We start from the raw sequence: 26,096 nt of genomic DNA, 5'->3' as shown, positions 1-26,096 counted from the left end.
CTACACTATGGTTTGATCCGTTCTGCGATGTCTTTCCAGGAATAATAATGGAATACCTTGCCGTTGCTCATGGCTACGAACAGCCCTTGCGGGAATTTGCCGCCGAGCGGCACGGCCGTTACTTCCGAACCGTCGCTTTCAATGGTGGACACCGGGATTTCCGCCAGCAGGACTGGCTGCCCCTCGCGGGGATACACCATGAAAGTATTGTTCTGCTGGTTGGAAACGAGGATGTAGCCGGTGGAATCGGAAAGCGGGTAAATGGAGATGCCTTCGTGATCGGACGTAAATCCTGTTGTTCCGAAATGTGCCAGCTCGGTATTGTCCTGCCGGTCAGGGTCAGCGATGTACTTGCGCACGCCCACTGTTTCATCCGAATAATAAATATAGCCGAGCCCGTTATCCACCGCGATCGCTTCAATTTCCTTCTTGCCGCTGTACTTGCCGAACTTGCGCACCAGCGTGCCTTTCACGGCGCCTGTACCATCGTCTTCCAGGCGGTATTGCCAGAGATAGTTTTCCAGCGGACCGGATTTGCGGCCTACGATAGCAAAGATGGCGCTGTCTGCCGGGCGGGTGTACAGCGCAACGCCCATCGGGTCACGCTCCGTTTCACCGGTGAATACGTCGATGCCGCCGTTATCAATTGCTTTGAGGTCCGGCAGGGAGAACACGTGTATGCGGTTCATTTCCCTTTCCGTTACAACGGCTACGTCTGTACGAACACCGTTCAGCAGCAGCCCGTAAGCGATATCCACGTTGTTGGGGCGCTTCAGGCCGGGCACTTTGTTCACGATCTTTCCGTCGAGGTCAAAGGCGTAAAGCGCGCCGTCCGTATCCTTGTCCGTGCCGATGATGAGGCTTTCCAGCGTATCCGCCGCATTGATCCAGATCGCGGGGTCATCGGTGTCGTGCGTCACCTGTTCGGTGACCACAGTGGGTTTCAGGGCATTTTCGTGCACGGGGGCTTTGCCGTCATCGCAGGCGCTTATCAATACGATTCCACTCAACAGAATACTTATATTTTTCAACATATTTTTTTGTTTACAGGTCAAACTTAAAACCAACATTATAACGCGGGCGGTAGAACTCGGCCTGCATGGTGCGGGACGAAATGCCCTGGTAATAACGCAATGGCTGGTTGGTGAGGTTATTGGCTTCCGCGAACATCCGCAGCTGCTTCGTGAGCTTGTAAGAAGCATTTGCGTCCAGGAAGAATTGCTGATCGTAATAGCTGTCGTCAAACTCCGAACCACCCAGCGCATCCAGGTAGGCGGCGGCGTAGTTGCCGGAGAGGCGCGCGGTAAAGCGGCTGTTCTCGAAAGACAGCGATGCATTGAACATATGCGGCGCGGTGCCGGGCAAGGTAACGCCGGTGCGCTTTTCGCCATCGCCGTTATACACACCGTCCGCTGATGATTCGGTATACGTATAGTTCAGATACACACCGAAGCCTTTGGCGAATCCGGGCAGGAAGTCAAGCTGCCGCTGCACGGCCACTTCAAATCCATATACTTTCACGTTGTCGCCGTTGCGGGCCTGCTTGTACGTCCAGCGGTCGCCGGAAGGTACGGGATTTTGCAGGCCGGGGAAATCCGCGTCGAACTTCTCCGTGGAATATTGCTGGTCGCTGTAGGTGTAAATGAAATCGCTGATGTTCTTGTAGAATATGCCGCCGGAGATGATCCCCACAGAACGGAAGTAATGCTCCGCCATCAGGTCCAGGTTCCAGGCATACGCCGCTTTCAGCTGCGGGTTCCCCGCGGTCAGCTCTTCATCTTCCACTATGCTGCTCACAAAAGGCGTGATGTCGTAATAGTTCGGGCGGGCGATGGACGTAGTAGCGGCCAGCCGGAGGATGAAATCATTCGTTACATCATATTTAAAGCTCAAACCGGGCAGTACGTTCAGGTAGCTGTTCTGCACATCCCGTTGACCGGCCAGCTCTTCTTCCTCTTCCACGATGTTGCCTTTGTAATCGATGCTGGTGTTTTCGAAGCGCAGGCCCGCGATCATGGACAATTTGGCGGTAATGTCCTGGTCCCAGCGCACATACCCCGCGATGATCGTTTCTTTGGCCTTGAAGTTCACGGCCAGGTATTCGGAAGGTTCATCCTTTGGCTCAAACAGGCTGGCATTGCCGAGCGGCTGGCTGCCGAGGAATTTGTTGGAGATAAAAGTGCCGGGCACATATTTGTTCCCCGCCTGGAAGTTGTCGCCGCTCCAGTTCACTGTGGGCATGGCGGACATATTGCCGAAGGGCGTCAGTGGCTCGTATTCAAAGAAGCTGTTCTCGCGCTTTTTGTCTTTCAGGCGCAGCCTCGCGCCTACACGAAGGCGGCCTTTCTGCTGCGGCAGGATGCTCAGCGGGAAACGCAGGTTCACTTTCATGCCCAGCTCATTCTCGCGGGTGTAGTCGTTATTTTCGGACAGCGTGTTCAGCACAAAGCCGTCCGTTGTGGCGTCCGGCGCTGCGGCGAAAGGATAGCGCGGATCAGACAGGTTGAGGGTGATCGGCTGGTCTTCGTTTTCATATTCGATGTACCGTTCATTGGGACGGTGCTCGCTGGCGGTGGAAAAGCTGGCGGCCCAGTCGAGGTCCACCTTGCTGCCCAGCAGGTGTTCGCCGCGCAGGGAGTAGTTCTGCACGCGCTGGTCTTCCAGGCGCCTGTTGCGGTTGCGGTTGTTGTCGATGCCGCCTTTTGTTTCCCGGCTCAGGCTGCCGGTGTAACCTGTGATCTGATCGTTGGCATCGTATTCCGGTTCAATGTCTTTCAACTCAAGGCGGTAGCGGTTTTCGCGGTCGTCGCGCCAGTTGTACATGGCGTTAAGGTAGATGGTGTTGGAAGGGTTGATCTTGTAGTCCAGCGCCGCGGAAAGGCTTCTGCGCACGCGCTGCACGTCGTATTTGCGGACCTGCACTTCCTCCGTGTATACGTTCCCGAAGTCATCTTTCGTCCATACCGCTTCCACATCGTCCGAACCATAATCGTTGTTGTTGTATGATGCGCTTACTACGGCGCCGAGCTTGCTGTTAAAGAAGCGGTTGCCGAGCACGAGGGAGCCGTTGTAGAGGGCTTTATTGCGGATCGGGTTGAAACCGCTGGACAACGTTGCGGAAAGACGGGGACCGTTGGGCGCGGCACGGGTCACGAGGTTAACGGCGCCGCCGATGGCGTCCGCATCCATATCCGGCGTGAGGGTTTTGTTCACTTCAATGGTCTGCACCATGTCGGAGGGAATGAGGTCCATCTGCACGCGGCGGTTGTCTCCTTCCGCGGAGGGAATGCGGTCGCCGTTGAGCATCACGGAGTTCAGCTCCGGCGCGAGGCCGCGGATGATGATATTGCGCGCTTCACCCTGGTCGTTCTGCATGGTGATGCCGGGGATGCGTTTGATGGCGTCGCCCACGTTGGCATCGGGGAAACGCCCGATCTGATCCGCGGATACGATGTTGGTGATATTGGGATTGTTCTTCTGCTGGTTCAGCGCCTTGGCCTGCCCGCGCAGGCGGTCGCCCAGCACCAGCACTTCTTTGCCCACCACGCCACCGGCATCGAGCTGCAGGTTCACAGCGGTGTTCCGGCCGGCTGCTACCGTGATCTCCTGCGTCGCCTTTTCATAACCGATGTAGGTGATCTCCAGGGTGTAGCTGCCCGCGGGCACGCCGAGAAATTCGAATTTGCCCTGCTGGTTGGAAACCGTGTAGTGGTTGCCGGGTTTTAATTTCAAGGTAGCGCCCGGCAGGGATAATTGCTGGTTCTTATCCATCACATGGCCGGTAACAAGACCGGTGCCCTGGCCAAAGCATATCATGCCGAGGCAGGAAAAGAGGATTACTGATAGAATTTTTTTCATCATGCGGTGTGGTCGTTTTGTTCGACGCAACAAAGGTGTTGTGGAAGGGGCGCGATGTCAAATTCCCGGCGTGAACAAAAAGGATACAAGGGGTTGGGGAGGTGTGAACAAAGAGGCAACACGGTTGATTTAAAATATTGAATATCAGCTGTTATCATCGTTACAAAATGTCCGTTAAGAAAATGTTACGCCGTTACAGCGACTGTATAAAAGTGGTGAGGCTTTCCCCTTGCTGCAGGTTCAGTTTTTTGCGGAGGCGGTAGCGTACCACCCGCAGGCTGTCCTGCGAGATGTTGAGCAAGGTGGCAATGTCGCCGGAACCGATGTTCATTTTCAGCAATGCCACGAGGCGGAGGTCGCTGGCGGTGAGATGATCGCAGTATTTTTTCAGGTTATCGAAAAAGGACTGGTGCACCTGTTCAAATATCCCCCTGAACTCATCCCAATGCTGATCATGATTGAAATTGTGATGAATTTGTAGTTGCAGCTGCTTCAGTTGCTTTTTCTGATCGCGTTTGTCATCCCGCACCATCGATTCGAGCTTGTTATGCACTTCTTCGAGCAGCTGGTTTTTGCGGATGATATGCAGGGTGTGGGCGCTCAGTTCCCGGGAGCGCAGTTCCAGTTCCTGCTGGAGGTTTTGTTCGAGGGCTTTGCGGTGTTCCAGCGCGCTGCGCATCTGCTCCTACTCGCGGAGGTGCAGCAGCTCGGCATTTCTGATCTTCAGCCGCTGGCGGCTGATCACCAGCACGGCGATGGCCACGAGCAACAGACCCGCGATCACGATCGCCACGGTGGTTTTGCGGGCATTGCGCAGCATGGCTATCTCGTGGTCTTTCTTTTCCATGTCGTACATCGTTTGCAGGAGCGCCAGCTGCTTGCTGCTTTCGCCGGAATAGATTTCCAGCAAATGAAAGCGGCTCAATTCGAGGTAATAATAAGCGCTATCATGCCGGCCAAGGAGGTGAAAACCTTTTGCCATGTCCCGGTAGGCGCTGCTCAGCTGGTATTGCTCGCCGGTCCGGATGGCCAACTGCATGGCGAGGCGCGTTTGGTCCAGGCCCTCCCGGTAACGGCCGGTCTTGCGGTACATGTCGCCGAGGTTGTTCATGATCTCTATCCGGGCAATGCTGTCCCGGTTAAAAGCCAGCGCCTGCCGGAAGTAATGGCTGGCGGAATCGTACTGTTCCAGGTCTTCATGCACACTGCCCAGGTTCTCGAATATTTTCGCCATTCCCTGCCGGTCATCTATCTGCCCGTAACGCGCGAGCGCCAGCCGCTGGAAATAAAAAGCGCTGTCGTATTGCTGCTGCTTTTCGTACAGGTGCCCGATCTTGCCGTAGGTGACGGCGAGGCCGGCGTTGTCGTGCGCTTTGCGGTAGATGTCCAGCGCTTCGTCGTATTGCGGCCGGGCAAGTGCCGGCTGGCGGTTATAGTAATATAAGGTGCCGATGTCGTTCAGGTTTTCGGCGAGTTGCATCAGTCGGCCTGTTTCGCGGAAGAGCTTGGCCGCCTGCAGATGGTAATCCAGTGCCTGGGGGTAGTGACCGAGATGATAGCAGATGCGGCCCATCTGCCGGAGGGCGAGGGCTGCCGCCGGCTTGTCCTTCGCTTTGAGGTAAGCTTCTTTCTGCGCCAGGAAAGCGGAATCCGTGGCGGACCGTTTGTTTGTGCTGCTGAAAACCAGGCCGGGCTCCTGCTGCGCCCGGAGAGCATGTGTAATGAAGATCAGGAAGTTGACAAGAAGAAGAACGCTCCGTAACATGGGGCAAAGGAAAGGGTTTAATGTTATGTTACTGTTAAGCGGAAAATGATTAAATTTAATAAAGTTTACTCCTATGCCACGGCAAATCATCCCTTTCATCCTGCTCACTTTCTGCGTTGCTACCGCTTGCAGAAAAAAGTCCGGCGTATCGCCGAAAGATCTTCCTCCCATGCTGGACAGCATCCGAAGCATCTATATGATCTCCGATGCCGCAGGAATCCTTTACAATCCCGGCGTCAGCAGCAGTGCCTATTTCTCTTATCAGGGAAACAGGATCACCCGGCGGAATGGCGGCACGCTGCCCGTTCCAAACGTTAGCGGGGTGGCCGGCATCTATTCACAAGAAGTATACGACACCGTCCTCTATCAGGGCAACAGGATCATTCTTGAAACCCATACACGCCTTAACGTTACAGTGCCGGTCAACAAACGCGAACTGATCCTGGAAAACGGGCGGATCGTTAAAAAGATATATTTCAGCAACCTCAGCGATCACAAGGATACCGCCTTCTATTTCTACGATGCCGCCAACCGGATCAGCCGGAAAGAGCTGCGTAACAGCGACCGGACATTAACACAGGTTTTCACCTTCGATCAGCAGGGCAATCTTCAGAGCATCAGATCCACACTTCAGATAAACGGGCAAGCCAAACCGAATTTCGTGGAGGACGAATCTTTCCAGCATTACGACAACCGGCCCAATTCCCTCAAAGGCTACTGGATGTGGGACGACCTGTACTACCGCTCGCTGTCCCGCAACAATTTTTCCAAGTATGATTTCCTGAAAACGTACGAGAGCATGAACGGGCAGTCCATGGAAGCCGGCGGCAATGAATGGACGCTGGTGCCGCATGCGAACGGGTATATCGATTACGGGCGGTAACGAAAAAACCGCCCCGGTACCAGGGCGGTCTGTATCAATTATTGATCAACAGGTTGTCCGTTATTTCAGATCAACCGGTATAAAGATGAGGGGCGTTGGTAAACAGGATGCGCCCGGCGGTGAATAAGTCATTTTTATCGTTTGTTCTTCCCCGTTAGCAGCCGGCTCAAATACCTGTATCAGGATCGCTTCCGGCGCCGCTTTCGTGATAAGGCGGTCAGACGGTAACTGGATGATGCCTTCGTTGAACTTTCCCTTGCTGACGATCATGGTATTGGCCATCCCGCCGCACCACTGGTTGTTGCCGCTGCGGGAATTCCAGGTTACCAGCGCCAGCCCTTTGCCATCACTGCTTTTCCATTTCATTTCGATGTCATACATCACACCGTAGTTGCCGGCAAGCGCCGCCACATCCGGCCGGCCTTTCATTTTACCTTCCACCCAGGGATCTTTGTCGCCGTCCGCGAGAATGATCTCCATTGTGCCATTTTTGGTATCGTATACGGAATCGGTGATCACCCGGTAGTTGCTCACGCCGAACACGCCGCGGCCGGCATTCTGGCCTTTGGGCGGAATGATGTTCGTGATGCGCTGCAGGGCTTTCGGGCCGGAGGTTTTCAGGTCTGTCTGGATCACGCTGATCTCGCCCGGCTGGTCGATCACGAACTCGTAAAATCCATGTACCAGCTCGTCATACTTCACAATGTTCTTTTCCAGCTGCTCATCAATGGCGATCGCCTGGCCCGGTTTTACAGTGCGGATGGTGCGTTGCGGTGTTGACGCGAAGTAGTCCGCCAGCCCCTGCTTGCCGATCTGGTAATAGTTGGTGCTTGGTTTTTGGGAAGAATATTTCAGCATGCGGATATGCATGTTTCCCGTGCCAGTATTTTTGATCACGGCCGTGATGCGGCGGTCTATCTTTGCCGGTTCTTTAACACCGTTTACATTATACACATACAACCTTACTGCGCCGGGCTGAACGGGCTCCTGGAGGGCAATGCCTTCCGGTATGCGGATGTATTCAGGATCGTCCGCGATCAGGTATTGCGGGCCGGGCATCACCACTTTACGGTATGTAATGTCCGGTATCTTCTCCGTCAGAAAATCCGGCAGTTCTACAATGCTTCCCTGTTTGGTACGAAGGATCGCGCTATTCAGTTCCGGCTTCAATTCCTGCGCCTGCGCGCCGAGCGATGCAATGGTACAAGCGAGCAACAGCGGCTTCCAGTTTGGTTGTTTCATTTTTATCATTATTAAGTGGACGATCAGAGCGAACGTGGTAATTGAAAGAATTTAAAATACTCGTCAAACTTAATAATAATTTTTATTAACTACTACATGTTTTTAAATAAAATATTTAACCGGCAGTTTGAATGACGGCTTTCTTTTGTTAACTGAAACTAGGTATTATTATTTATCTTTATGTGAAAATTGATTGATAATCTGGGATGCAGGTGATGAAAAACCCGGCCGGCATCCGTTTGAAGAACTATCCGAACCTATGAGGCCTCTTGCATTAACTGCGATGGCAGTTATTTTATTATCCATATCGCTGCCTGCAAGAGGCCAGTCTTCCGTTCTGTCCGTTCCCGATTCCGTGAGTTACCTGATGAAAGAAGGCGCCTACCTGGGCTTCCGGCAGGTGAACCTGAGCATGGGTGAAATAGGCTTTGAAGTAAAGGTGACCAGCAAGCTGGGCGGCAAGTCCAATGCGCGCCTGGAATTCCGCATCGACCAGCCAAAGGGCAGGAGAAGCAAGCGCATCGGTACGCTGCGCATTCCTGATACGGCGGATACTACGTACGCCATCAAGCTGCAGGGCAACCTCCGTCATGCTATGGGCGTGCATGACCTTTACCTGGTAGCGAAGGGCAGCGGGGAGTTCAATATTATCGGGTTTAAATTTATATCGAACTGGTGGAGGACGGATTGAGGGGCATCAGATCGTTTTGCAGTGAAGCACATCGCCTTTCCAGTAGAGGTTAACATTTCCGAGCGTATTTAGCTGATCTATAAAATTCTGCAGCGGCTGATGACGGTGCAATCTTCCGCGGAAACGCAGGTTGGCGGCAGAAGGACTGTCCATTACCATTTTTACATCGAAATACCGACCGATCATCTCCGCGATCTCGGTCATATCCGCATCCTGGAAGTAGTGAATACCCTCTCGCCATCCGAGTGTGATCCTGGCATCAAATCGCTGGCGCTTCACATCTGTTGCAGTGGCTACCAGCTCTTCCCCAGCCTTTAGTTCCACACGTTCGTTCCTTACGGTTACGGCCACTTTTCCCTGGACGAGCGAAGTGATCAGCGTGCCGGCATTGTAGCTATTAAGATTGAATTCTGTACCCAATACCTGTATGCTGGAGTTTCCTGAATGCACAATAAAAGGCTTAGCTGCATCCGGAGCGATCTTGAAATAGGCTTCCCCTTCCACATATACCTCCCGGGTTTCTGCGAAGTTAAAGGGAAAGCGCAGGCGGGTGGTGCTGTTCAGCCATACGATGGTACCGTCTGCAAGCTCAACCCGGTAGTCCAGTTTAGCCGGCACCGATAATGTGCTCCAGCTGTTTGCATTGACATTCCCGGAGTTGAAACGTAACACCCGGTTATTGTTGCTCAGCTTTGTATTACCGGATGTAATGGCCTGTTGACCGGAATCCTGCAGTTCAATGGTACGTCCGTCTGCCAGCTGCAGAGTAAGCCCGTTGGCGGAGGAAGCATTATTACCGGTAAGCTGTGCTTCCTGCACAGACTGCTGCGGTCGCATAAAAAAGGCTATGGCTGCGACGATACCGGTTACCGCCGCAGCCGCAAACCAACGCATGCGGACAGTTCGTTTACGGGCCCGATGGGCTTCATAACGTGCGATGGTGAGATCATATGCAGCGGAAGGGTCGGCCTGCTCAATAAATTGCCTGGCTTCATTTGCGGGCCGGGAACGAACTTCGAGCTGCATATCCCTTGCTTCCTGGCTATCAGCCAGTATCTGGTCCAACTCTTCCTGCTCCGCGATGGTTATCAGGCCATAATGTTCCTTGATCAACAGATCAAGTACGTGATTTTTGTCCATTTGACAGGGTTATACTGTACTATGATTAATAATAACAAACATAGGGTGAAACTCTTTATAAAAGTATTTGTTAACGGTAAATATGAACCAAAGTAGCATGACGAATTTTTTCTCTAGCCATGCAAAGTAATCTGCCCTTACTAGTTAATATACTATCACCTCCTTCCGGTATTTTACTTCCACTACCTTCATCATTTTAACAAATGAACAGCAATATCACGCGAGCACAAAGGCGCAAAACGGGGTGAATAATTGCAAAAAATTTAAGGAATTAAATATAATCTGCGTCTATAATTGTCAATTTTAGAAAATATCTAACCTACCACAAAAAAAGTTATTGAATTAACGACAGTTTAACATAAGTAAAATGTTTTTTTTATAAGATTTACGCCAGCACATACGAGACATGCATTTCAAGTAGGATTTTTTATACTTTATTCGCACCTTCTCCTTTTTTTCTCCGTTTAAGTTTAACTCAAAAAACCAACAGGCATCTCCACGCAATTTTCGGGGGATGCAATTGAAATATCTGAAACCGGCTAATTTGAATTTCGCAGATGGATGACACCTTAATCGTTCAGGAATTACACAGTCACAACAGGGAAGCATATACGATGATGTACCAGAGGTACTACAAAGTGTTGCTGGCCCATGCTGATTATCTGCTGAAGGATCATGCGGAAGCGGAAGAGGCTGTGCAGGAGATATTCTTCAAGTTGTTGCTGGTAAAGGACTGGAACCATGTACAGCATCTGCGTTCTTATTTATATAAAGTCGTTCGCAATTATTGTATCGCAAAAATCACACAGGCAAAAAGACTCGAGGCAAAAAAAGATGGTCTGCGCGTCGTATTGCAACATGATACATGGGAAGACCCGGATGCCTCCCGTGAAAAACACGCTACCGACCAGAAACTACAACAATTACTATCTCACCTCAGTCCCCAGCGGCTGAGAGCATTTTATCTTGTGTATCAGGAAGGATATTCCTACCAGGAGGCGGCAACATTTTTGGGGATCAGCAAGAACAGTATCAAGACGCATATAAAGCTCGGACTGAAAGTACTGAGAGGCTTCGGCCCCATCATCCTGATAATATTTCTTTGTCTTCGATAACATCATTTACCGGCCTCCCACCCCATCAGAAGCAATTATGTATAACCATTGCGCATACACGCAATGGCATTTTTGTGCAATATTCTGAAAACGCCTAGAGTGGCCCATTGCAGCCGGATGATACTAAATTATTTTATTAATTTTTGATTAATTTCTGTTCACCCCGCAGGCATTTCTTACAATCATATACTATGAACAAAGAAACATCTGGCAGAACCTTAACTAACTCAAACATGAAAAAAATCTACAGCAGTGCTTGCCTTCGGGGCAAGTGGCCAGCCATCACCCTACTGCTCCTTATGATTGTAAGCCAATCCGTCTTTGCGCAGGACAGTGTGTCAATCACAATCAACGTTACAAACACTCCTATTGAACAGGTTTTCAGAAGCATCGAGCAGCAGACGCCGTATACGGTATTATATAATACGACGCTTTTAAATCCGTCTGAGAAAGTTTCCGTGAATGTTCGCCGTGCTTCGCTGGAGCGGACAATGGCGGAAGTGTTGAAAGGGAAAGAGCTGACGTGGAGCGTTAAGGGAACGGGAATTCTTATTCTGCCGAAGAAGGAACAAAGCGCTCCTTCTTCTTCGAAAGATAGCATTAGCGGCAGAGTTACGGACAGTGATGGGAACCCGCTGCCTGGGGTTACGGTGAGGGTTAAGAATGGTGGAGGTATGGGGACGGTGACGGATGGGAATGGGGATTTTAATATTGGTGTTCCGGATGAGAATGCGGTGCTGGTTATTTCTAGTGTTGGATTTATTCCTATTCAGGTTGCAGTAAAAAACAATCACAATCCGGAGATCCGGCTGGCCGCTGCTACCATGCAGATCAAGGAGGTAGAGGTTAGCACAGGATATGAACAAGTAGCGCCAGAGCGATTCATTGGAAGTGCAACTGTTGTAGATAGTATTATTTTAGAGCGCCAAGTTGGTCGTAACTTACTTACCCGATTAGATGGAGCGGCAAACGGGCTATTATTCAACAAATCAGATGGTGCCGGAGTTATAAAAATTCAGTTAAGAGGTGTAAGCACACTTAACACAGCAAATGATCTCAATGGCATATCATCTCAAAATCCGTTGATAATACTGGATGACTTTCCGTATACAGGAGATATAAACAGTATTAATCCGAATACTATTGCTAGTGTCAGCGTATTGAAAGATGCCGTAGCCGCTTCGATATGGGGAGCTCGTGCTGGAAACGGAGTGATTGTAATTAAAACTAAAACCGGAGTGCGAAATAGACCGGTGGCTATCACATTTAACTCTAACATCTCCATCCTCCAAAAACCAAATCCTTTTTATTTCCCACAAATGAGCAGCAGTGATTTCATCGATGTCGAGCGGGATTTATTTAGCAGAGGATTTTATGACCTTCATCTCCAATATCCACAATTCTTTGTTACTTCGCCAGTGGTTGAAATTCTAGATAGGCATCGCAAAGGAGATTTGACAGATGCTGAGGCAAACTCACAGATTGACGAACTTCGATCATTCGATATACGAAAGGATGTCGAAAAATACATTTTCAGGAATGCTATTAACAAACAGAATTTTCTAAATGTCTCTGGAGGTTCTAGTTTATTGGGGTATAATTTATCGTTTGGCGTTGATAACAATTTATCAGAATATCAGGGGCCAGGAAAGAACAACAGATATAACATTAGCACTAACTTTAATATACGGCCAACCAAACCGTTGGAATTAAACTTGGGGGTGGATTACAATCATGAGAAACTAACAGGAGGGGGAATTACCTTTCCGGTATCTAGCCCTGGACGGCTTTCATTACCATATGCGCGGCTGGCTGATGAAGATGGCAATCATATGGCTTTACCTACTTTTTTTGGATCATCATATTTAGAGTCGTTACCAGAAGACGAATTACTCAATTGGTACTATTTTCCATTAGATGAACGCGAGGCAAATGCCGGTCATGTCACAAAAAGTGGGTTACTTCGAATGAAATTTGGCGGTGATGTGCGATTGACTTCCTGGTTAAGTGGAAGTGTGAAATATCAATATACTCGTCAGATTACGGACGATCGAAATCTTCAAGATTTAAATTCCTTTTTTACCCGTGACCTTATCAATCGTTATACTAATCCTACAACATTTGTTCGTAGTATCCCTTTAGGTGGTATTTTGGATATCCTTGCAAATAAACTGACAACCCACAATTTACGTGGACAGCTAAATATCCAGAAGAATTGGCAGGGTGTACATGATTTTACGGCACTAGTTGCAGGTGAATTATCTAAATCCTGGCTATATACAGAGGGAAATAGGTTCTACGGATATAATGACGCCACATTGAGTTATGATAACAATCTCAATTATGGAAGCAATGTTCCGCAGTTCCTTGGGGGAAATGCCAGGATTCCGAATATGGACAGGTTATCCGAAAGGAATAATAACCTTGTGTCTTTCCTTGCAAACGCGTCCTATACATATGACTCAAAATATGGAATATATGTTAGTGGCCGGCGTGACGGATCAAACTTATTTGGGGTAACTACTAATAATAAATATAAGCCTTTGTGGTCGGTAGGCGGTCGCTGGAATATCAGCAAGGAGAACTTTTACAATGTTGGCTGGATGCCCAAATTGTCGATCAGAGCCACCTATGGGTATGCAGGAAATATTAACAACGCAATATCAGCATTAAGCACAATATTGTATTCTTCGAGGCCTAACTTCCTGGGACAGATTTATGCTATGCCTCTCGGTGCACCCAATCCTGATCTTAGATGGGAAGAGGTACGAACGTTCAATGCTGCCATGGACTTCCAGCTCTTTAACAATCGGGTAACGGGTAGTATTGAATGGTACCATAAGCAATCAAAAGATGTTATTGCGAACTTCCCGCTTGATCCAACTTTGGGAATTACCGGGGGAATGATGCAAAAAAACGCAGCAAATCTGACAGGAAAGGGTGTTGATCTTGCTCTTCAAAGCAAGAACATTCAGGGCAAATTCGGGTGGCAAACAAGCCTTAATGTGAATTTCGCAAAAACTATTGTTTCAAGATATTTTGAAGAAACAAAATCCGTTCCTACTGCTCCGATCATTAGGGAAGGAGATATTTATATGGGAATATATGCGTATCGATGGGCAGGACTAGATCCAGAAACCGGTGATCCTCGTGGTTACATCGGTGATGAGATTAGCACCAATTACCAGGGAATTTTTCTTGATAGCTTGAAAAATCAAAGATATATAGGATCCGCATTCCCTTTACTGTATGGAAATCTCCTAAATTCCTTTTCTTATGCCGGGTTTTCCTTATCTGCTAATATTTCTTTCAGGTCAAAGTATTACTATAAGAAACCTTCTATCGAATATAATCAATTGTATAATACATGGCGAGGACATGGTGATTATAGTCAAAGGTGGCAGAAAACAGGGGATGAACATATTACCAATGTGCCATCAATATCATATCCTGGAAATGCTAATCGGGATAAGTTCTATTCAATGTCTGAAGTTAATGTGGAAAAAGGAGATCATATCCGCTTACAGGATATTCGCCTCTCATATAGATGGGACAATCGAAAATTCAACAATCTTCCTATAAAAGGAATCGAACTGTATACCTATATAGGCAATATGAATGTGATGATTTGGAAAGCGTCAAAAGTGAAGTATGATCCAGATTATCCTACCAGTGTTTTACCACCCGTTACCTCGTATTCGTTTGGATTAAATCTAACCCTTTAGCAAGAAGTTTAAAAGAAAACTAACATCATGAGTTACATAAAAAAAAATTTACCGACTCTTATCATTCTTTGGCTAGCTTTAATTATATCATCCTGTTCTAAGATTCTGGATGAAAAACCAGATCGCTCTATTACAACCATTTCGAATATCAAGGATTTGCTCGCGATTCTAAGAGATTATGATCGTATCAATAATTTCGGGGCCTCACTTGCCGATATAGGAGTAGATGAGTATGCCTTATCTTCTTCGGCATATGCAAATCTGGATGTTGAATCGCAAAATGCGTGTAGATGGGATAAGGATACTAAGATTGATGCATGGACATCTCCCTATATCGTTATCTACTATGCCAATCTGGTATTACAGGGGCTGGAACAAACAGAGGACGGTAGCTCATCAGAGCGTGATAACGCTAGAGGGCAGGCGTTATTCTTCAGGGCCTTCGCCTTTTATCAACTTGCACAGATCTATTGTAAACCTTACAGTGAATCGGCACAAACCGATCTCGGCATCCCCTTGCGGATTACACCTAATGTAGAAGAAAAAATTGCCCGATCAACCGTTTCTGAGACATACGCGCGAATAATAAAAGACGCAGAGGGCGCCATAGCCTTGATGCCAATGGACAACGACGCCATTAATGTTCCGGATAAACTTGTCTGTTTCGGGTTCTTAGCTCGTGTATATTTAAGCATGAGAGACTATACCAATGCTGAAAAATATGCGAGCCTTTACTTGAGTGAATCACCAGATCTGATCGACTTCAACACATTGGATACTTTGGCCAATCCCAGTTTCTCAACAGATAATACTGAAAGCGTCTTCCTTGCTTTTTATGGAGGAAGCCGAATACCTGCTCCTTCAACGACTGTTAATCCGTTTTTATTTAATTCCTATAACGAAAATGATCTGCGACGGAAGGTCCTGTTTATAGTCAATCATGACGGATCTGTGAATTATAAAGGGAGTTATGAGGGAAGAGAAGGCTATGTAGGTTATTGCGGCATCGCAACCAACGAAATCTATTTAATCCGGGCTGAATGCCTGGTAAGAAGAGACATGATTGATGGTGGATTGGCAGATTTAAATCGTTTACTATCCCATCGATATATTGATGAAAAGTTTATACCCGAGACAGCAGCATCTAAAGAGGATGCACTTGAGTTAGTTCTCCACGAACGTTGGAAGGAACTCCTTTTTAGGAGCAGCAAATGGAGCGATCTTAGAAGATTGAATCTTGAAGGGGCTAACATTAGTTTACAAAGAGAAATTGATGGAATAACATACACATTACCACCAAATGACAAACGTTGGGTATGGCTAATTCCTGATGAAGTTATTCGACTTTCTGGCATTCAGCAAAATGAACGATAAGATAGTCATCAAAAAGAATATTAGAATGAAGAAAATCATTACAACGTGCTGTAGCATATTAATCGGAATTAGTCAAATATCCGGACAACTAATAAAAGATACTGATTTACGGGAAGGAGATATTCTTCCTAACATTACTTTGAAAAAAGTAATGGACAACTCAGGCAATCTATATTCAGATTACATTGGCAAAACTACACTTCAAGACTTTCGGGGGAAACTAATAATATTAGACTTTTGGACAACATATTGTTCACCTTGCATTAAAGGTTTTTATGGATTATCAGCTCTTCAAGAGAAATTTAAGAATCAAATTCAAATTTTTCTCGTTAACCCCTGGGAGGATGAGAACAGAGTAAAAAAATGGCTAAAGCAGCAAAATGGGAAGCGTGCTCCAGCAGACAATATTGTTCCAGACAACCTGCCAATGCTGGCCGACGCTAAAAATTTTCTGAAGTTATTTCCTATACGGGGAGAGATCGGTTACCATGTCTGGATTGGAGCAGATGGGAGGGTTAAATTACGTGGAATTTCGGAAAACACCCATGAGAAAAAGATTCAAGAAGCGCTAAGTGGTGTGAAAATTTCCTATATAGAAGACAATGCATTAGCCTATGACCGAAACAAACCGTACTTCGTCCAGCAGTCTCCAATATCCGGTAATCGGCCGCTTTACAGCTCAAATTTCGGAGGTTTTGATGATAAGGGTGCTTCTGCTTATGGGAGTGCAGTTGAAGATTTCATTGATTCGTTGTTAGGGACCCAAAGAAACACATACCTGAACATGGGAATACTGGAACTGTATCAAGCAGCGCTTAAAGACGATTTGTTACTTGATGACCATTTCCTCTATGGAAGCCGGTTTCTATTGGAGGTTAGCGATACAGCTATGATAAGCCAATCTGATGTAATCCTTAAGCGAAAGGCTACAGATGCCGACTATCGTCATAAAGTCTGTTATGAGCAGGTTTTGCCGTTGTCTATACCTGATTCACTAGTTAATACATTCATGCTTCAGGATATAGAACGATTTTTCGAGAATTACTTAGGGATTTACGGTAGATGGGAGGAACGAACCGTTCCTTGTCTAAAACTACAGTTTACTGGGGATATAGACAGAATCAAATCAACACAAGACAATCCTTCATTCGATTTTTCATATGCGGACAACATTATACAAAATAACTATTATGGGTATAATATTAGAAACCTTTTTTATGAATATTTTCAAAAACTTAAATCAGTTTACTATTTTAAGGTTGATCGGCCAATAATAGATGATACTGGATACAATGAGCGTATTGACCTTATATTGCCAAACCCCACGAAGATTAAGAACTATGAGGAATTTGAAAAAATACTTGAAACAAGAGGCTTTAAACTTAAACCAGATTCCGTAAAATTAAAGATGTTTGTTATTTCCATGCTTTGATATTGTATCCTTCTTTTTGGAAAAGTTGAGAAAGAAACGTCGTTCTTTCTCAACTTTTCTAAAATACATGAGAGGGGAATCTAGTTCCTCTTGGAGATAACCCGTCCGCTAGGAGCGGTATAAGGATCGGGTATTGCCGCTACTGCTGCAGCCATGTCAGTTTCTAAAGCAGCTTGATTTACTTTTGGCTGTCCTGCCCATGCAGAATTCCCCGCTGCTATTGCTTCTGCCAATGTGTATACGTCTGCATTGAATACATCAATTGCACAAACTGCACCTGTGCTGGGACAGTTTTGAGTGGTTAATGCGACAAAATCTAATGGATCGTTTCTGTCACCACCTGGTGTTAAATAGAATTGCTGATCAGCAAATACTTTTGCTGGTTCCGCTTTGAAGGCGAATGCAAATACTGCGGCGATAGCGAGAGCACAAAGGCTCATGATTCTTTTTGTCATGGGAATTAAAATTTTTGGTTAAATAATACTTGTTTATATAAACGACTTAGTGTTCTTTATAAAAGATCCGCCCGCTTGGAGCCGTATAAGGATCACTTACTGATTTAGCTGCATTACTTAAATCTTCTGCTAAGGCAGTTTGGTTAACTTTCGGCCTGCCTACCCATTTATCACTACCAGCTTCAATAGCCTCTGGTAAAGTATAAACATCGGAAGAGGATATTACGATCATACATATTCTCCCTGTGCCCGGGCAATTTAGTGCGGAAGCAGTCCATGTATAATCCGATGGATCATTTGCATCACCACCGGCAACTAGCAGAAAACAATCTTTTTTAACTGTGTTGAAGGTTGTTTTTGATGACGAAAATCCAAAAACGGGAGTACAGAGTACGATGAATATCCTGATTACGTAACCTTTCATAGTAGATTCGTTTATCAATATTTTTTACTAAAACCTTTTCCAGATTGTTCTTAGATTCCCGGTAAAGTATGGGTCGATATATACCGACAATGCGTTGCTTATGTCATCATGTAACGTGCCTTCTCCAACCTTCGGCTTCCCCCAGTATGCAGGAATTGGTATATCAGTTGGCAAGTAAATCTCGTTTTCGTAAACTTCAACAACGCAGATATATCCCGTTCCAGGGCAATTTACATATGGATACCAGTCATCAAATGGCACATAATCAAGTGGATTAAACGGATCTCCATACATTACCAGCTCAAATGCCAGCTCAGGGCGTGGCTGTATTGAAAGTAAATTTGAATACCGCTTGCTGTAAACCAATATGGAAGTCAGTAGTAATATTTTTAGCACAACTATCTTTTTCATACTTTTTATATTTCATATTACTCGCTATAATCTATCAGCTTCTTTTATAGATTATTCGTCCGCTTGGTGCAATGTAAGGGTCATTTGGTGATGCTAGTGCGGCAGCCATGTCTGCTGCCAATCCTGAGCTCGGCTGATTAACTTTTGGCAGCCCTGCCCATGCCGGATTCCCGGCAGCAGTTGCTTCCGCCAAAGTATAAATATCAGAATCAAAAATTATCATTGCACAAATTCTACCTGTGCCTGGGCATGGAACAATAATTATAACTACCCAATCGAGGGGATCTTCAGGATCACCACCAGGGACTAACTCAAAAGTCTGGTCTGCTACTCTTGTTGCTGTTGGCGTAGGGTATGCGACCAGCATTATTGGGATGATCAATAAGAGAAGTGCTTTAATGAATATTAGCTTTTTCATAAAATAAATTTTAAAGTGATTGTCGAACTAATGACTTATTCATTTTGTCTGATTTCCAATTAGAAAATCTCCCACCTTGTAAGAAAACCCCAATTGTAGCTAATACTATTACTCCTAAATTAAAGAATACATGCTGTTTCCAGGTTAGATCTTGAAGCAAGCCCCCACAACTACATGGAATATCCGTACTGAAAGCGAGTATCCCTATAAGGTACACCGTAAATATCACCATCAATACAAGCGACCCAATCAAACCAATTTTCTTCGTTCTCTCCATTATAAGCATCGCCGCCAGCACAAGTTCTATCACAGGTACGCCAATAGCCGCAACTGGAGCTACGGAGCGCAACAGTGGCGATTTGCCCAACTGCGTACTGAATATATCAAAGGCAAATAGTTTACTGAATGCAGCGTATGCCCATAAAATCAGAAAACTGACATAGATTATTTCCAATATGATCTTTTTCTTCATTGGTTTAAATTTCTGGTAAAAAAACAGCGTAGATATCGGGAAACACTCAAATAAAAATTCCATCTAGGGCAGAAGGGCTTCTCCTGAATCCTGTAAGAATCCAGTTATCATTGGTACATACCTTGATTACAGTTCTAAGCCAATAGAACTCTACATCAGGCTAACCAGAATAATTACTCGGATAATACCTCTTATCTATTCCATCTGTAAAATGCTGCTTTCGCACGCCAGGTGCACGGGTTATTTCATATCGCATATCTACGGGTTAATTTTCTTAAGCTAACAAATACTGTGTCTTTTTCGATAACACTAAGTTAGAAACACCAACTGAAATTATTCCGCAGTGACAAAAAAACTTTGTTAAGCCCACCACAATCACCCATCCCGTTGACGCCCGTCATCGCCCCGCGCCCCAATCCTCCCGACCTTCACATCATGAAAAAGATCATCGCCGCCCTGGACGGCCTCCGGCTCAGCCAGGCCACCATACAAACCGCCACCGCACTGGCCGCCGGGATGCCCGCACATCTCGTCGGCGTGTTCCTGGACGATTTTACACGGAACAGCTTCAGCGTGTATGAAGCTATCGAAGACGGCGAATTTTCAGAGAAAAGGCTCAAAAAGCTCGCGGAAAAAGACAAACAGATACGCGACCATGCGGTCCGCGAATTTGAAACGGCCTGCCAGGAGAAAGGGATTCAGTATTCCGTTCACCGGGACAAGTCCATCGCCATCCAGGACCTCCTGCGGGAAAGCATCTACGCAGACCTGCTGATCATCAACGCCCATGAATCTTTCAGCCGGCTGGAAGAACCCGCGCCCACCAGGTTTCTCCGCGACCTGCTGTCCGACGTGCAATGCCCCGTGCTGATCACCCCCGAAAACTACGCGCCCTTCGAAAAGGTGATCATGCTGTACGACGGCGCCCCCGCTTCCGTATTCGCCATCAAGATGTTCACCCACATCATGCCCGGCAACCTCCCCGTGGAAGTGATCTCCGTCAAGGAAAACGACCTCCACCTCCCCGAAAACAGGCTCATGAAGGAATTCATGAAACGCCACTGCCCGCATGCCATGTACACCGTATTGAAAGGAGATGCGGAAAACGAGATCCTGCAACGCCTGCTCACAGAAGGCCCGCGATCGCTCGTAGTGCTCGGCGCCTATCAGCGCAGCGCCGTATCCCGGTGGTTCAAGGCCAGCATGGCGGACATGCTGATCAAAGCAGTGGCCTGCCCCCTATTTATCGCGCATAACAAGTAAGAGAAAATGCAACAGCGGAGAAATTCACTAAAAGTACTGGAACAACTGAAACAGGAGAACATTTTCCTGAAGCAACGGCTTGCCAGCGCCTTAAAGCTGGACACGACCAAAACTTTCCTGGAACGCGCGGAATACCTGCAACTGCAATTCCTGCAGAACGACCAGGCGCTTGCGCTGCTGCATCACGACCTGGTGATGCTCTACCAGCAGAACAAACCCAATAAAATACAAATGGAAGGTCTGGAGCTGGACCTGGAAAAGATGCAGCAGGAGATCGAGCATATGAAAATACTGTGCAGCGATCTCCCGGAGCTTTAATTCATCATTCCTTTTAATCTCTTACGGTCCAGCAGCAGTATCTCGCCCTCGCGGATACTGATCAGCTTTTCGTCCCGGAAGTCACCCAGTGTGCGGATCAGGGATTCTTTCGCCACGCCCGCTACGGCTGCGAGGTTATCGCGGCTGATATCTATCGTGAAAGATTCGCTTTTGTGTACGTTGTATTTTTTGTCCAGCGCCAGCAAGGCGTCCGCCACTTTTTTCCGCAGGGAGTTATAGGCGATGCCCAGCAGCTGTTCTTCCTTCTCCACCATGTTCCGCGTCAGCAGGCGCATGAATTTCCGCAATACGGCCGCGTCGTTGTTGATCAGCTCCTCAAAATCGCTTTTCGGTATCAGCGCCAGCTCGGCGTCTTCCATGGCTTCGGCGCTGTCCTGGTAAGTGCCGGATTCCAGCAAAGCGGTATAGCCGAGGTAGTCTCCTTCGTTATAAAGCCCGGTGATCAGCTCCTTGCCGTTATCATGACGTTTGTAGGTCTTCACTTTACCACGGAGCAGGTAAAACAGGTAGGAAGCATGATTGCCTTCCGTATAAACGATCTGTTTCTTTTTATAGATGTTGGTATTGCGCTCTTCTTTCAGCGCCGCCAGCTGGTCTTTGCCGGTAGCGACGGACAACAGGGAGTTGAAACCGCTCAGCCCTTCGGACAATTCCTCTTTCAGCAGCGCGGCTTTCTTGATACGGCTTTCGATGGCCTGCAACAGCTCCATGGCGTCGAACGGCTTGGTGATAAAATCATCGGCGCCCATTTCCATGCCTTTGCGCATGTCTGATCGTTCAGTCCTTGCCGTTAGGAAGATGAACGGCGTGCTGTGCAAGGCATTCCGTTTATGCAGCATGTGCAGTACGCCGTAGCCGTCCAGCACCGGCATGGTGATGTCGCAGATGATAAGGTCCGGCTTGTGCTCAAAGGCCATGTGTACGCCTTCCATGCCGTCGGCGGCGGTCAGCACCTTGTAGTTCGCCATTTCCAGTATTTCGGCGGTATTTTCCCTGATATCGGGATTATCTTCAATGAGCAGGATAGTGTTCATATCGGTTGTTCGGTTTTGAAAGACACGATGAATGTAGTTCCTTTGTTTTCCTCGCTTTCGCAGGTCACCTCTCCGTTCATCAGCTCCGCGTATTTGGAAACGATGTGCAGGCCGAGGCCGGTGCCCTGTATTTCGCTCACGTTGGCGCCGCGGAAGAACCGTTCAAACAGATGCTGCTGGTCTTCCTTCGATATCCCGATGCCGGTGTCCCGCACACCGATCATGAAGCGGCCGGGGCGGTTTTCCGTCCATATTTTGATGATGGCGTATTCGGGGGAGAATTTGATGGCGTTGGAAAGCAGGTTGAGGATGATGTGTTTCAGGAGGCCCGGGTCCAGGTACAGCATCGGATCGCCGGTATGCTGATAATCGAAATCCTGCTTTTTCTTCCGCAGTTCCGTTATTTCATGTACAATGGCGCTGACGTGGTTCTCCACATTGAATTCCGAAAGCCGCACCTGTATCTTTCCTTCTTCTATCTTGCCGACGGAAAGGAAATCGTTGAGGATGTCCGTCAGCATATTGACGGATGAAACGATGCGCTGGATGTGTTTTTCGCGCTTGGGTTGCTCGTCCGTACTTTCATATTTGGAGATGAGGAAGATGGAAGAAAGCACGGTGCTGAGCGGTGTTCTGAACTCGTGCGAGGCCATCGATACGAACCTTGATTTCAATTCGTTCAGCTCTTTTTCTTTCTGCAAGGCATTCCGCAGCTCCTTATCTTTTATTTCGATCTCTTTCATTTGCGCATTGAGCCGCGCCACCATTTCCGAGAGGGATTCTGTCCGTTCCGCCACTTTCTGTTCCAGCGCCGCGTTCAGTTCCTTCAGCGCATTTTCCGATTCCTTGCGCAGGGAAATATCGCTGACAAATGCCACTACGTACTGACCGTCCTTGGTTTCGTTGGTGCCAAGGCTGATCTCTACGGGAAATTCGGTGCCGTCCTTCCGCATGGCGTACAGGTCGAAGCCGATGCCCATCGGGCGGCTGTGCGGATGCCGGGAGAAATTGTGCCGGTGCTGCACATGCCGTTCGGCAAAACGGCGGGGGATCAGCTTTTCCACTTTCTCTCCCAGTAATTCTGAATGAGCATAGCCGAACTGTTTGAGCAGGAAAGGGTTCGCCAGTACGATCCGGCCTTCCGGGTCCGTTACCAGGATGCCGAGCGTTGCGTGGTTGAACAGCACCTCGAAACCAATGTTACCGTTGTCGTTAAGCATCCCCAAATCTATAAATTAAATCCAAAGCATAAAAAAAGCGCCGTAGAAGAATCCGCGGCGCTATCCATATCTCATATCTTATGAAAAACACTAAAAGACAATTTGTTTGCCGATAGTGCAAATGTCCGTTCTCCTGCACCGGCAAACACTGACGAGGATCATCTTTATGGATGATATTACTTACGTTTTTCACCGTCCGGCAGCCGCGCCGCCGCTGGCTTCCTTTATTGCAATATCGCTTCCTTCAGGTATGCGGAGGCGTACGGCGACTGCAGCACCTGCGCCTGGAACACCCCGTCTTCCAGCACTTTTTCCACTTCGGATGGGCTGCCAAGGTCCAGCCGGGAGAACAGCTCGTAGAACCGGGGATCTGTTTGCAGGAGGTGCAGCAGTTCCATGCCCAGGGCGTTTTCCGGGGGCTTCGGGCCGGCGTTCCGGAACAGCTTGCGCCGTTTGAAGAAGGAGCCTACAGTTTCCACGATGCCGAAGAAGCTGCTTTCCGCTTTTGGGGACAGGCTTAATTCGGATTCGTCCGCAACGCCCACCTGCAAAGCATCCCAGGCGCGCAGAATGCCGTTCCCGTAATATTTCTCCCATTCCGGGAACACGGCATCCCTGGCCGCTGCGGTATACAGGGCATGCCGCACTGCCTCCACCTTCAGCCATTTGCGGCCTTCTTCATAATACCCTTTCTTTTCCATTTCCTCCCGGTGATAGGCGATCCACAAGGCCGCGGCGGCGGCTACCTGCGGGGTGGCGGAGGAAGTGCCGCCGCCGCTGCGGAGGAAGGTATGGGCGGTGGATGCCCAGGGCGTATTGGGCGTGTAGGCCGCCAGCGCCCGCGTCATCCGCGATGCCGGCCCCCAGGAGCCCTGCATGTACTGCGTGCCGATGGCCCGCTCGCCATTGGTGCGGAGGAATTTCACATCATAGGGCTGATGGTCGAACATGGCGCCGGTAGCGGCGATCACGCGCTCGAAAGCGGCGGGGAACATCACGCATTTCGGCAACAGGGCGCCCGTGCCCTTGTACCAGCAATTACTCGCGGCGGACACGATCACCACGCCCGCTTCGTACGCATCATTGACCGCCTGCGCCATCCGGTTGTCCGGCTTCCCGGCCATGGACATCGATATGACCTCACAACCCTGTTCTATCGCATACCGCACGGCGGCGCTGAAATTCTTTGAGTTCATGATTACAACGGATTCGGATATACGCAGCGGCACTACTTCCGCGAAAGGTATCCCGCCGATGAAGCCTTCATACTCATCGTAAGTATCTTCCTTTTTCACCCGGTTGCCGGCCAGCAGCACGATCGTACCGAGGCCGTGGCCGTCCTGCCCCGAATCGGTTTTATCTACCGCCACCTTGGGATCTTCCTTTTTCACAAAGCTGCGCTGGTTTGCCATGTCCAGCATCAGCGGCAGGGCGGCGTGGCCGGGGATGTAGCCTGTGTCCAGGTGAGCGATGCGCACATGGGCGCCGGGTTTGCCGCTCACGGTTTCCGCGGCTTTGGCAAGTTGAGAGTGGTCAGCGTCCAGGTGCCAGCCGATGCCGCCTGTCGCATCCCCCATCACCGGCGGCCAATCTTTGATATAGTCCGGGTTGCTGGCATCCGCTTCGCGGGCGGCGCGGCGGTCCTGCGCCGGGTTTACGCTGATCACGGGCTCTGCCTGCGCCTGGATACCTTTGGCTGCGAGTTCCTGCTGCAACGCATGCGCCGCGCTCCAGGCGTGTTCATGCGGCGTGTTAAGCAGCTCTATGGTGAAGGTCTTTCCGCCGCTGAACGTTTCTTCATCGAGTATCTCGATATCCTGGCCGCCGGTGAAGCCGGCATCGCCGGCAATGTCCAGCACCAGCACCGCATTTTTCCTGACCTGGATGCCGGTGGGCGCCGTCCTTTCAACCGGCACGGCGCCAAGGTCCGGCGCACGGTAGCCGGTTACCTTCGCCGCATCGGGAATATTAATAATAAACGGGAACGACTGATCGAAAGAAGGGATGATGGCGCCATACTGGAAAAAATTGGGGCGGGGGAAATAATAGTTTTCGCGGATGCGGTTGATCAGCTCTTCCGCTGTGGCATTGCAAAAAGCATCATCTTCGAACAGCTGCATGAATGATTCGGTGAACACGCCGTTCTCTTCACCGTCGAACGTCGTCTGGTTATCCTGGCAGGCGGCCAGCAGTTTCACGGCGGCTTTGATATCTTCCGCCTGCGGCTGCGTTTCAAATTGCCGCTGCACGGGGCGGTACACCGTTTCCCCGAACTGCTGCACCACCGCCTGCTCCACTTCCAGCGGCAGCTTGCGGGAGGCCAGCCCCCTGCTGCCCGCCGCGCGTTCCAGCCCGCTTTCCAGCATGGCGCTGAGGTCCAGCTCATCCGGCAATGCGCGTACCATTGTACCAGAATGGCAGCTGTCAGACACCACCACGATGCGCGTGCCTTCCGCGAACAAACGGAAAGCCGCGAACAGTTCATCGTCCAGCAACTGCCGGTCGTACAGGCACCAGGTCTGATCGTTGCGCTCGTCATCAAAGCCTTCCGCTTTGTCATTCGGCAGCTCGCTGCCGTGGCCGGCGTAAGTCAGCAGCAGGATATCTCCCGCTTTCATTTTTTCAGCGCAGCCGCCCAGCGCAGCCAGCACAGCTTCCGTGGTAGCTTCCCCGTCGTGCAGGGACGCGGTGCTGTAGCCGAGTTGCTTTGCATACGACTCCCAGAATACCGCATCGTTCACCGCGGCATTCAATTCGGGCACGCCGGGGTAGTGCCGGGGATTTACTTTGTTCAGCCCGATATGTAATGAATATCCTTTTGACATAACGTTGTTT

The 26,096-nt window shown here is 48.8% G+C and carries 22 protein-coding genes; 8 read left to right on the top strand and 14 right to left on the bottom strand.

What is annotated here, in order from left to right; genetic code table 11:
- Positions 1 to 5: 5 nt before the first annotated feature.
- The 4 genes from CCY01nite_RS20515 to CCY01nite_RS20505 all read right to left on the bottom strand — a co-directional run bounded on the left by CCY01nite_RS20515 (position 6) and on the right by CCY01nite_RS20505 (position 5,623).
- On the bottom strand, positions 6 to 1,034 hold the full coding sequence (locus CCY01nite_RS20515) for a phytase (protein WP_146865719.1): 1,029 nt from the start codon (positions 1,032 to 1,034) through the stop codon (positions 6 to 8).
- A 10-nt stretch (positions 1,035 to 1,044) separates the two neighbouring features.
- Positions 1,045 to 3,861, bottom strand: coding sequence for a TonB-dependent receptor (locus CCY01nite_RS20510; RefSeq protein WP_246129989.1), 2,817 nt, complete (start codon positions 3,859 to 3,861; stop codon positions 1,045 to 1,047).
- Positions 3,862 to 4,051: 190 nt separating this feature from the next.
- Positions 4,052 to 4,537, bottom strand: coding sequence for a helix-turn-helix transcriptional regulator (locus tag CCY01nite_RS26780; RefSeq protein ID WP_222614461.1), 486 nt, complete (start codon positions 4,535 to 4,537; stop codon positions 4,052 to 4,054).
- A 6-nt stretch (positions 4,538 to 4,543) separates the two neighbouring features.
- A complete protein-coding gene (locus CCY01nite_RS20505; protein WP_222614460.1) occupies positions 4,544 to 5,623 on the bottom strand; it encodes a tetratricopeptide repeat protein in 1,080 nt (359 codons plus the stop codon).
- A 73-nt stretch (positions 5,624 to 5,696) separates the two neighbouring features.
- Here CCY01nite_RS20505 and CCY01nite_RS20500 point away from each other — a divergent pair, with 73 nt between their 5' ends.
- Positions 5,697 to 6,506 carry a hypothetical protein gene (locus tag CCY01nite_RS20500; protein WP_146865715.1) on the top strand — a complete coding sequence of 270 codons (810 nt, stop codon included), beginning with the start codon at positions 5,697 to 5,699 and terminating at the stop codon, positions 6,504 to 6,506.
- A gap of 60 nt (positions 6,507 to 6,566) precedes the next feature.
- Here CCY01nite_RS20500 and CCY01nite_RS20495 read toward each other — a convergent pair whose 3' ends face one another.
- Positions 6,567 to 7,748: a copper amine oxidase gene (locus CCY01nite_RS20495; RefSeq protein ID WP_246129988.1), complete on the bottom strand. Its 1,182-nt coding sequence runs from the start codon at positions 7,746 to 7,748 to the stop codon at positions 6,567 to 6,569.
- A 283-nt stretch (positions 7,749 to 8,031) separates the two neighbouring features.
- Between CCY01nite_RS20495 and CCY01nite_RS20490 the strand changes: the two genes are divergently transcribed.
- Positions 8,032 to 8,439, top strand: coding sequence for a carbohydrate-binding protein (locus tag CCY01nite_RS20490; protein WP_186831183.1), 408 nt, complete (start codon positions 8,032 to 8,034; stop codon positions 8,437 to 8,439).
- Positions 8,440 to 8,445: 6 nt separating this feature from the next.
- Here the strand turns inward: CCY01nite_RS20490 and CCY01nite_RS20485 are convergent, their stop codons facing one another.
- Entirely contained in the window at positions 8,446 to 9,579 is a 1,134-nt protein-coding gene (locus tag CCY01nite_RS20485; RefSeq protein WP_146865709.1) for a FecR family protein, read from the bottom strand.
- Between the two features lie 557 nt (positions 9,580 to 10,136).
- Here CCY01nite_RS20485 and CCY01nite_RS20480 point away from each other — a divergent pair.
- The 4 genes from CCY01nite_RS20480 to CCY01nite_RS20465 all read left to right on the top strand — a co-directional run bounded on the left by CCY01nite_RS20480 (position 10,137) and on the right by CCY01nite_RS20465 (position 17,225).
- Positions 10,137 to 10,694, top strand: a complete 558-nt coding sequence (locus CCY01nite_RS20480; RefSeq protein WP_146865707.1) for an RNA polymerase sigma factor — start codon at positions 10,137 to 10,139, stop codon at positions 10,692 to 10,694.
- 191 nt (positions 10,695 to 10,885) lie between these two features.
- Positions 10,886 to 14,419 carry a SusC/RagA family TonB-linked outer membrane protein gene (locus tag CCY01nite_RS20475; RefSeq protein WP_146865705.1) on the top strand — a complete coding sequence of 1,178 codons (3,534 nt, stop codon included), beginning with the start codon at positions 10,886 to 10,888 and terminating at the stop codon, positions 14,417 to 14,419.
- A gap of 27 nt (positions 14,420 to 14,446) precedes the next feature.
- The gene (locus CCY01nite_RS20470; protein WP_146865703.1) at positions 14,447 to 15,793 is read left to right on the top strand and encodes a RagB/SusD family nutrient uptake outer membrane protein; all 1,347 of its coding nucleotides are present in this window, start codon (positions 14,447 to 14,449) and stop codon (positions 15,791 to 15,793) included.
- A 25-nt stretch (positions 15,794 to 15,818) separates the two neighbouring features.
- On the top strand, positions 15,819 to 17,225 hold the full coding sequence (locus tag CCY01nite_RS20465) for a TlpA family protein disulfide reductase (protein WP_186831182.1): 1,407 nt from the start codon (positions 15,819 to 15,821) through the stop codon (positions 17,223 to 17,225).
- 80 nt (positions 17,226 to 17,305) lie between these two features.
- Here CCY01nite_RS20465 and CCY01nite_RS20460 read toward each other — a convergent pair whose 3' ends face one another.
- Genes CCY01nite_RS20460 through CCY01nite_RS20440 form a run of 5 tightly spaced genes read right to left on the bottom strand, consistent with a single transcriptional unit; the run spans position 17,306 to position 19,405 of the window.
- Complete coding sequence (locus tag CCY01nite_RS20460) at positions 17,306 to 17,680, bottom strand: hypothetical protein (RefSeq protein WP_146865699.1); 375 nt, start codon at positions 17,678 to 17,680, stop codon at positions 17,306 to 17,308.
- 46 nt (positions 17,681 to 17,726) lie between these two features.
- Positions 17,727 to 18,104, bottom strand: a complete 378-nt coding sequence (locus CCY01nite_RS20455) for a hypothetical protein (RefSeq protein ID WP_146865697.1) — start codon at positions 18,102 to 18,104, stop codon at positions 17,727 to 17,729.
- 27 nt (positions 18,105 to 18,131) lie between these two features.
- Positions 18,132 to 18,515 (bottom strand): hypothetical protein, encoded by a 384-nt coding sequence (locus CCY01nite_RS20450; RefSeq protein WP_146865695.1) that lies wholly within the window; start codon positions 18,513 to 18,515, stop codon positions 18,132 to 18,134.
- Between the two features lie 34 nt (positions 18,516 to 18,549).
- Positions 18,550 to 18,933: a hypothetical protein gene (locus tag CCY01nite_RS20445; RefSeq protein WP_146865693.1), complete on the bottom strand. Its 384-nt coding sequence runs from the start codon at positions 18,931 to 18,933 to the stop codon at positions 18,550 to 18,552.
- A 10-nt stretch (positions 18,934 to 18,943) separates the two neighbouring features.
- Positions 18,944 to 19,405: a MauE/DoxX family redox-associated membrane protein gene (locus CCY01nite_RS20440; protein WP_186831181.1), complete on the bottom strand. Its 462-nt coding sequence runs from the start codon at positions 19,403 to 19,405 to the stop codon at positions 18,944 to 18,946.
- A gap of 435 nt (positions 19,406 to 19,840) precedes the next feature.
- On the opposite strand from CCY01nite_RS20440, the gene CCY01nite_RS20435 reads away from it, so the two are divergent.
- Together CCY01nite_RS20435 and CCY01nite_RS20430 are read left to right on the top strand one after the other, a co-directional pair.
- Complete coding sequence (locus tag CCY01nite_RS20435; protein WP_146865689.1) at positions 19,841 to 20,668, top strand: universal stress protein; 828 nt, start codon at positions 19,841 to 19,843, stop codon at positions 20,666 to 20,668.
- Between the two features lie 6 nt (positions 20,669 to 20,674).
- Positions 20,675 to 20,986 carry a hypothetical protein gene (locus CCY01nite_RS20430; RefSeq protein WP_146865687.1) on the top strand — a complete coding sequence of 104 codons (312 nt, stop codon included), beginning with the start codon at positions 20,675 to 20,677 and terminating at the stop codon, positions 20,984 to 20,986.
- Here CCY01nite_RS20430 and CCY01nite_RS20425 read toward each other — a convergent pair.
- The 3 genes from CCY01nite_RS20425 to CCY01nite_RS20415 form a co-directional block, all read right to left on the bottom strand.
- Positions 20,983 to 22,041 carry a response regulator gene (locus tag CCY01nite_RS20425; protein ID WP_146865685.1) on the bottom strand — a complete coding sequence of 353 codons (1,059 nt, stop codon included), beginning with the start codon at positions 22,039 to 22,041 and terminating at the stop codon, positions 20,983 to 20,985. The two genes, CCY01nite_RS20430 and CCY01nite_RS20425, sit on opposite strands and share 4 nt — an antisense overlap.
- The gene (locus tag CCY01nite_RS20420; RefSeq protein ID WP_146865683.1) at positions 22,038 to 23,261 is read right to left on the bottom strand and encodes a PAS domain-containing sensor histidine kinase; all 1,224 of its coding nucleotides are present in this window, start codon (positions 23,259 to 23,261) and stop codon (positions 22,038 to 22,040) included. Before CCY01nite_RS20420 ends, CCY01nite_RS20425 begins: the two co-directional genes overlap by 4 nt.
- Before the next feature lie 224 nt (positions 23,262 to 23,485).
- The gene (locus tag CCY01nite_RS20415; protein ID WP_186831180.1) at positions 23,486 to 26,086 is read right to left on the bottom strand and encodes a S8 family serine peptidase; all 2,601 of its coding nucleotides are present in this window, start codon (positions 26,084 to 26,086) and stop codon (positions 23,486 to 23,488) included.
- Between the last annotated feature and the right edge of the window lie 10 nt (positions 26,087 to 26,096).

This window comes from Chitinophaga cymbidii (genome assembly GCF_007992715.1).
Lineage (GTDB): Bacteria > Bacteroidota > Bacteroidia > Chitinophagales > Chitinophagaceae > Chitinophaga > Chitinophaga cymbidii.
The sequence above is the reverse complement of the archived record's forward strand: the minus strand, read 5'-3'. Positions and strand labels throughout refer to the sequence as shown.

Coding starts and splice junctions, on each gene's coding strand:
- CCY01nite_RS26780 (WP_222614461.1), bottom strand. CDS start 4,537: ATGCGCAGCGCGCTGGAACACCGCAAAGCCCTCGAACAAAACCTCCAG.
- CCY01nite_RS20495 (WP_246129988.1), bottom strand. CDS start 7,748: ATGAAACAACCAAACTGGAAGCCGCTGTTGCTCGCTTGTACCATTGCA.
- CCY01nite_RS20445 (WP_146865693.1), bottom strand. CDS start 18,933: ATGAAAAAGCTAATATTCATTAAAGCACTTCTCTTATTGATCATCCCA.
- CCY01nite_RS20500 (WP_146865715.1), top strand. CDS start 5,697: ATGCCACGGCAAATCATCCCTTTCATCCTGCTCACTTTCTGCGTTGCT.
- CCY01nite_RS20490 (WP_186831183.1), top strand. CDS start 8,032: ATGGCAGTTATTTTATTATCCATATCGCTGCCTGCAAGAGGCCAGTCT.
- CCY01nite_RS20460 (WP_146865699.1), bottom strand. CDS start 17,680: ATGACAAAAAGAATCATGAGCCTTTGTGCTCTCGCTATCGCCGCAGTA.
- CCY01nite_RS20430 (WP_146865687.1), top strand. CDS start 20,675: ATGCAACAGCGGAGAAATTCACTAAAAGTACTGGAACAACTGAAACAG.
- CCY01nite_RS20450 (WP_146865695.1), bottom strand. CDS start 18,515: ATGAAAAAGATAGTTGTGCTAAAAATATTACTACTGACTTCCATATTG.
- CCY01nite_RS20415 (WP_186831180.1), bottom strand. CDS start 26,086: ATGTCAAAAGGATATTCATTACATATCGGGCTGAACAAAGTAAATCCC.
- CCY01nite_RS20480 (WP_146865707.1), top strand. CDS start 10,137: ATGGATGACACCTTAATCGTTCAGGAATTACACAGTCACAACAGGGAA.
- CCY01nite_RS20475 (WP_146865705.1), top strand. CDS start 10,886: ATGAACAAAGAAACATCTGGCAGAACCTTAACTAACTCAAACATGAAA.
- CCY01nite_RS20420 (WP_146865683.1), bottom strand. CDS start 23,261: ATGCTTAACGACAACGGTAACATTGGTTTCGAGGTGCTGTTCAACCAC.
- CCY01nite_RS20510 (WP_246129989.1), bottom strand. CDS start 3,861: ATGATGAAAAAAATTCTATCAGTAATCCTCTTTTCCTGCCTCGGCATG.
- CCY01nite_RS20425 (WP_146865685.1), bottom strand. CDS start 22,041: ATGAACACTATCCTGCTCATTGAAGATAATCCCGATATCAGGGAAAAT.
- CCY01nite_RS20485 (WP_146865709.1), bottom strand. CDS start 9,579: ATGGACAAAAATCACGTACTTGATCTGTTGATCAAGGAACATTATGGC.
- CCY01nite_RS20440 (WP_186831181.1), bottom strand. CDS start 19,405: ATGAAGAAAAAGATCATATTGGAAATAATCTATGTCAGTTTTCTGATT.
- CCY01nite_RS20505 (WP_222614460.1), bottom strand. CDS start 5,623: ATGTTACGGAGCGTTCTTCTTCTTGTCAACTTCCTGATCTTCATTACA.
- CCY01nite_RS20435 (WP_146865689.1), top strand. CDS start 19,841: ATGAAAAAGATCATCGCCGCCCTGGACGGCCTCCGGCTCAGCCAGGCC.
- CCY01nite_RS20470 (WP_146865703.1), top strand. CDS start 14,447: ATGAGTTACATAAAAAAAAATTTACCGACTCTTATCATTCTTTGGCTA.
- CCY01nite_RS20455 (WP_146865697.1), bottom strand. CDS start 18,104: ATGAAAGGTTACGTAATCAGGATATTCATCGTACTCTGTACTCCCGTT.
- CCY01nite_RS20515 (WP_146865719.1), bottom strand. CDS start 1,034: ATGTTGAAAAATATAAGTATTCTGTTGAGTGGAATCGTATTGATAAGC.
- CCY01nite_RS20465 (WP_186831182.1), top strand. CDS start 15,819: ATGAAGAAAATCATTACAACGTGCTGTAGCATATTAATCGGAATTAGT.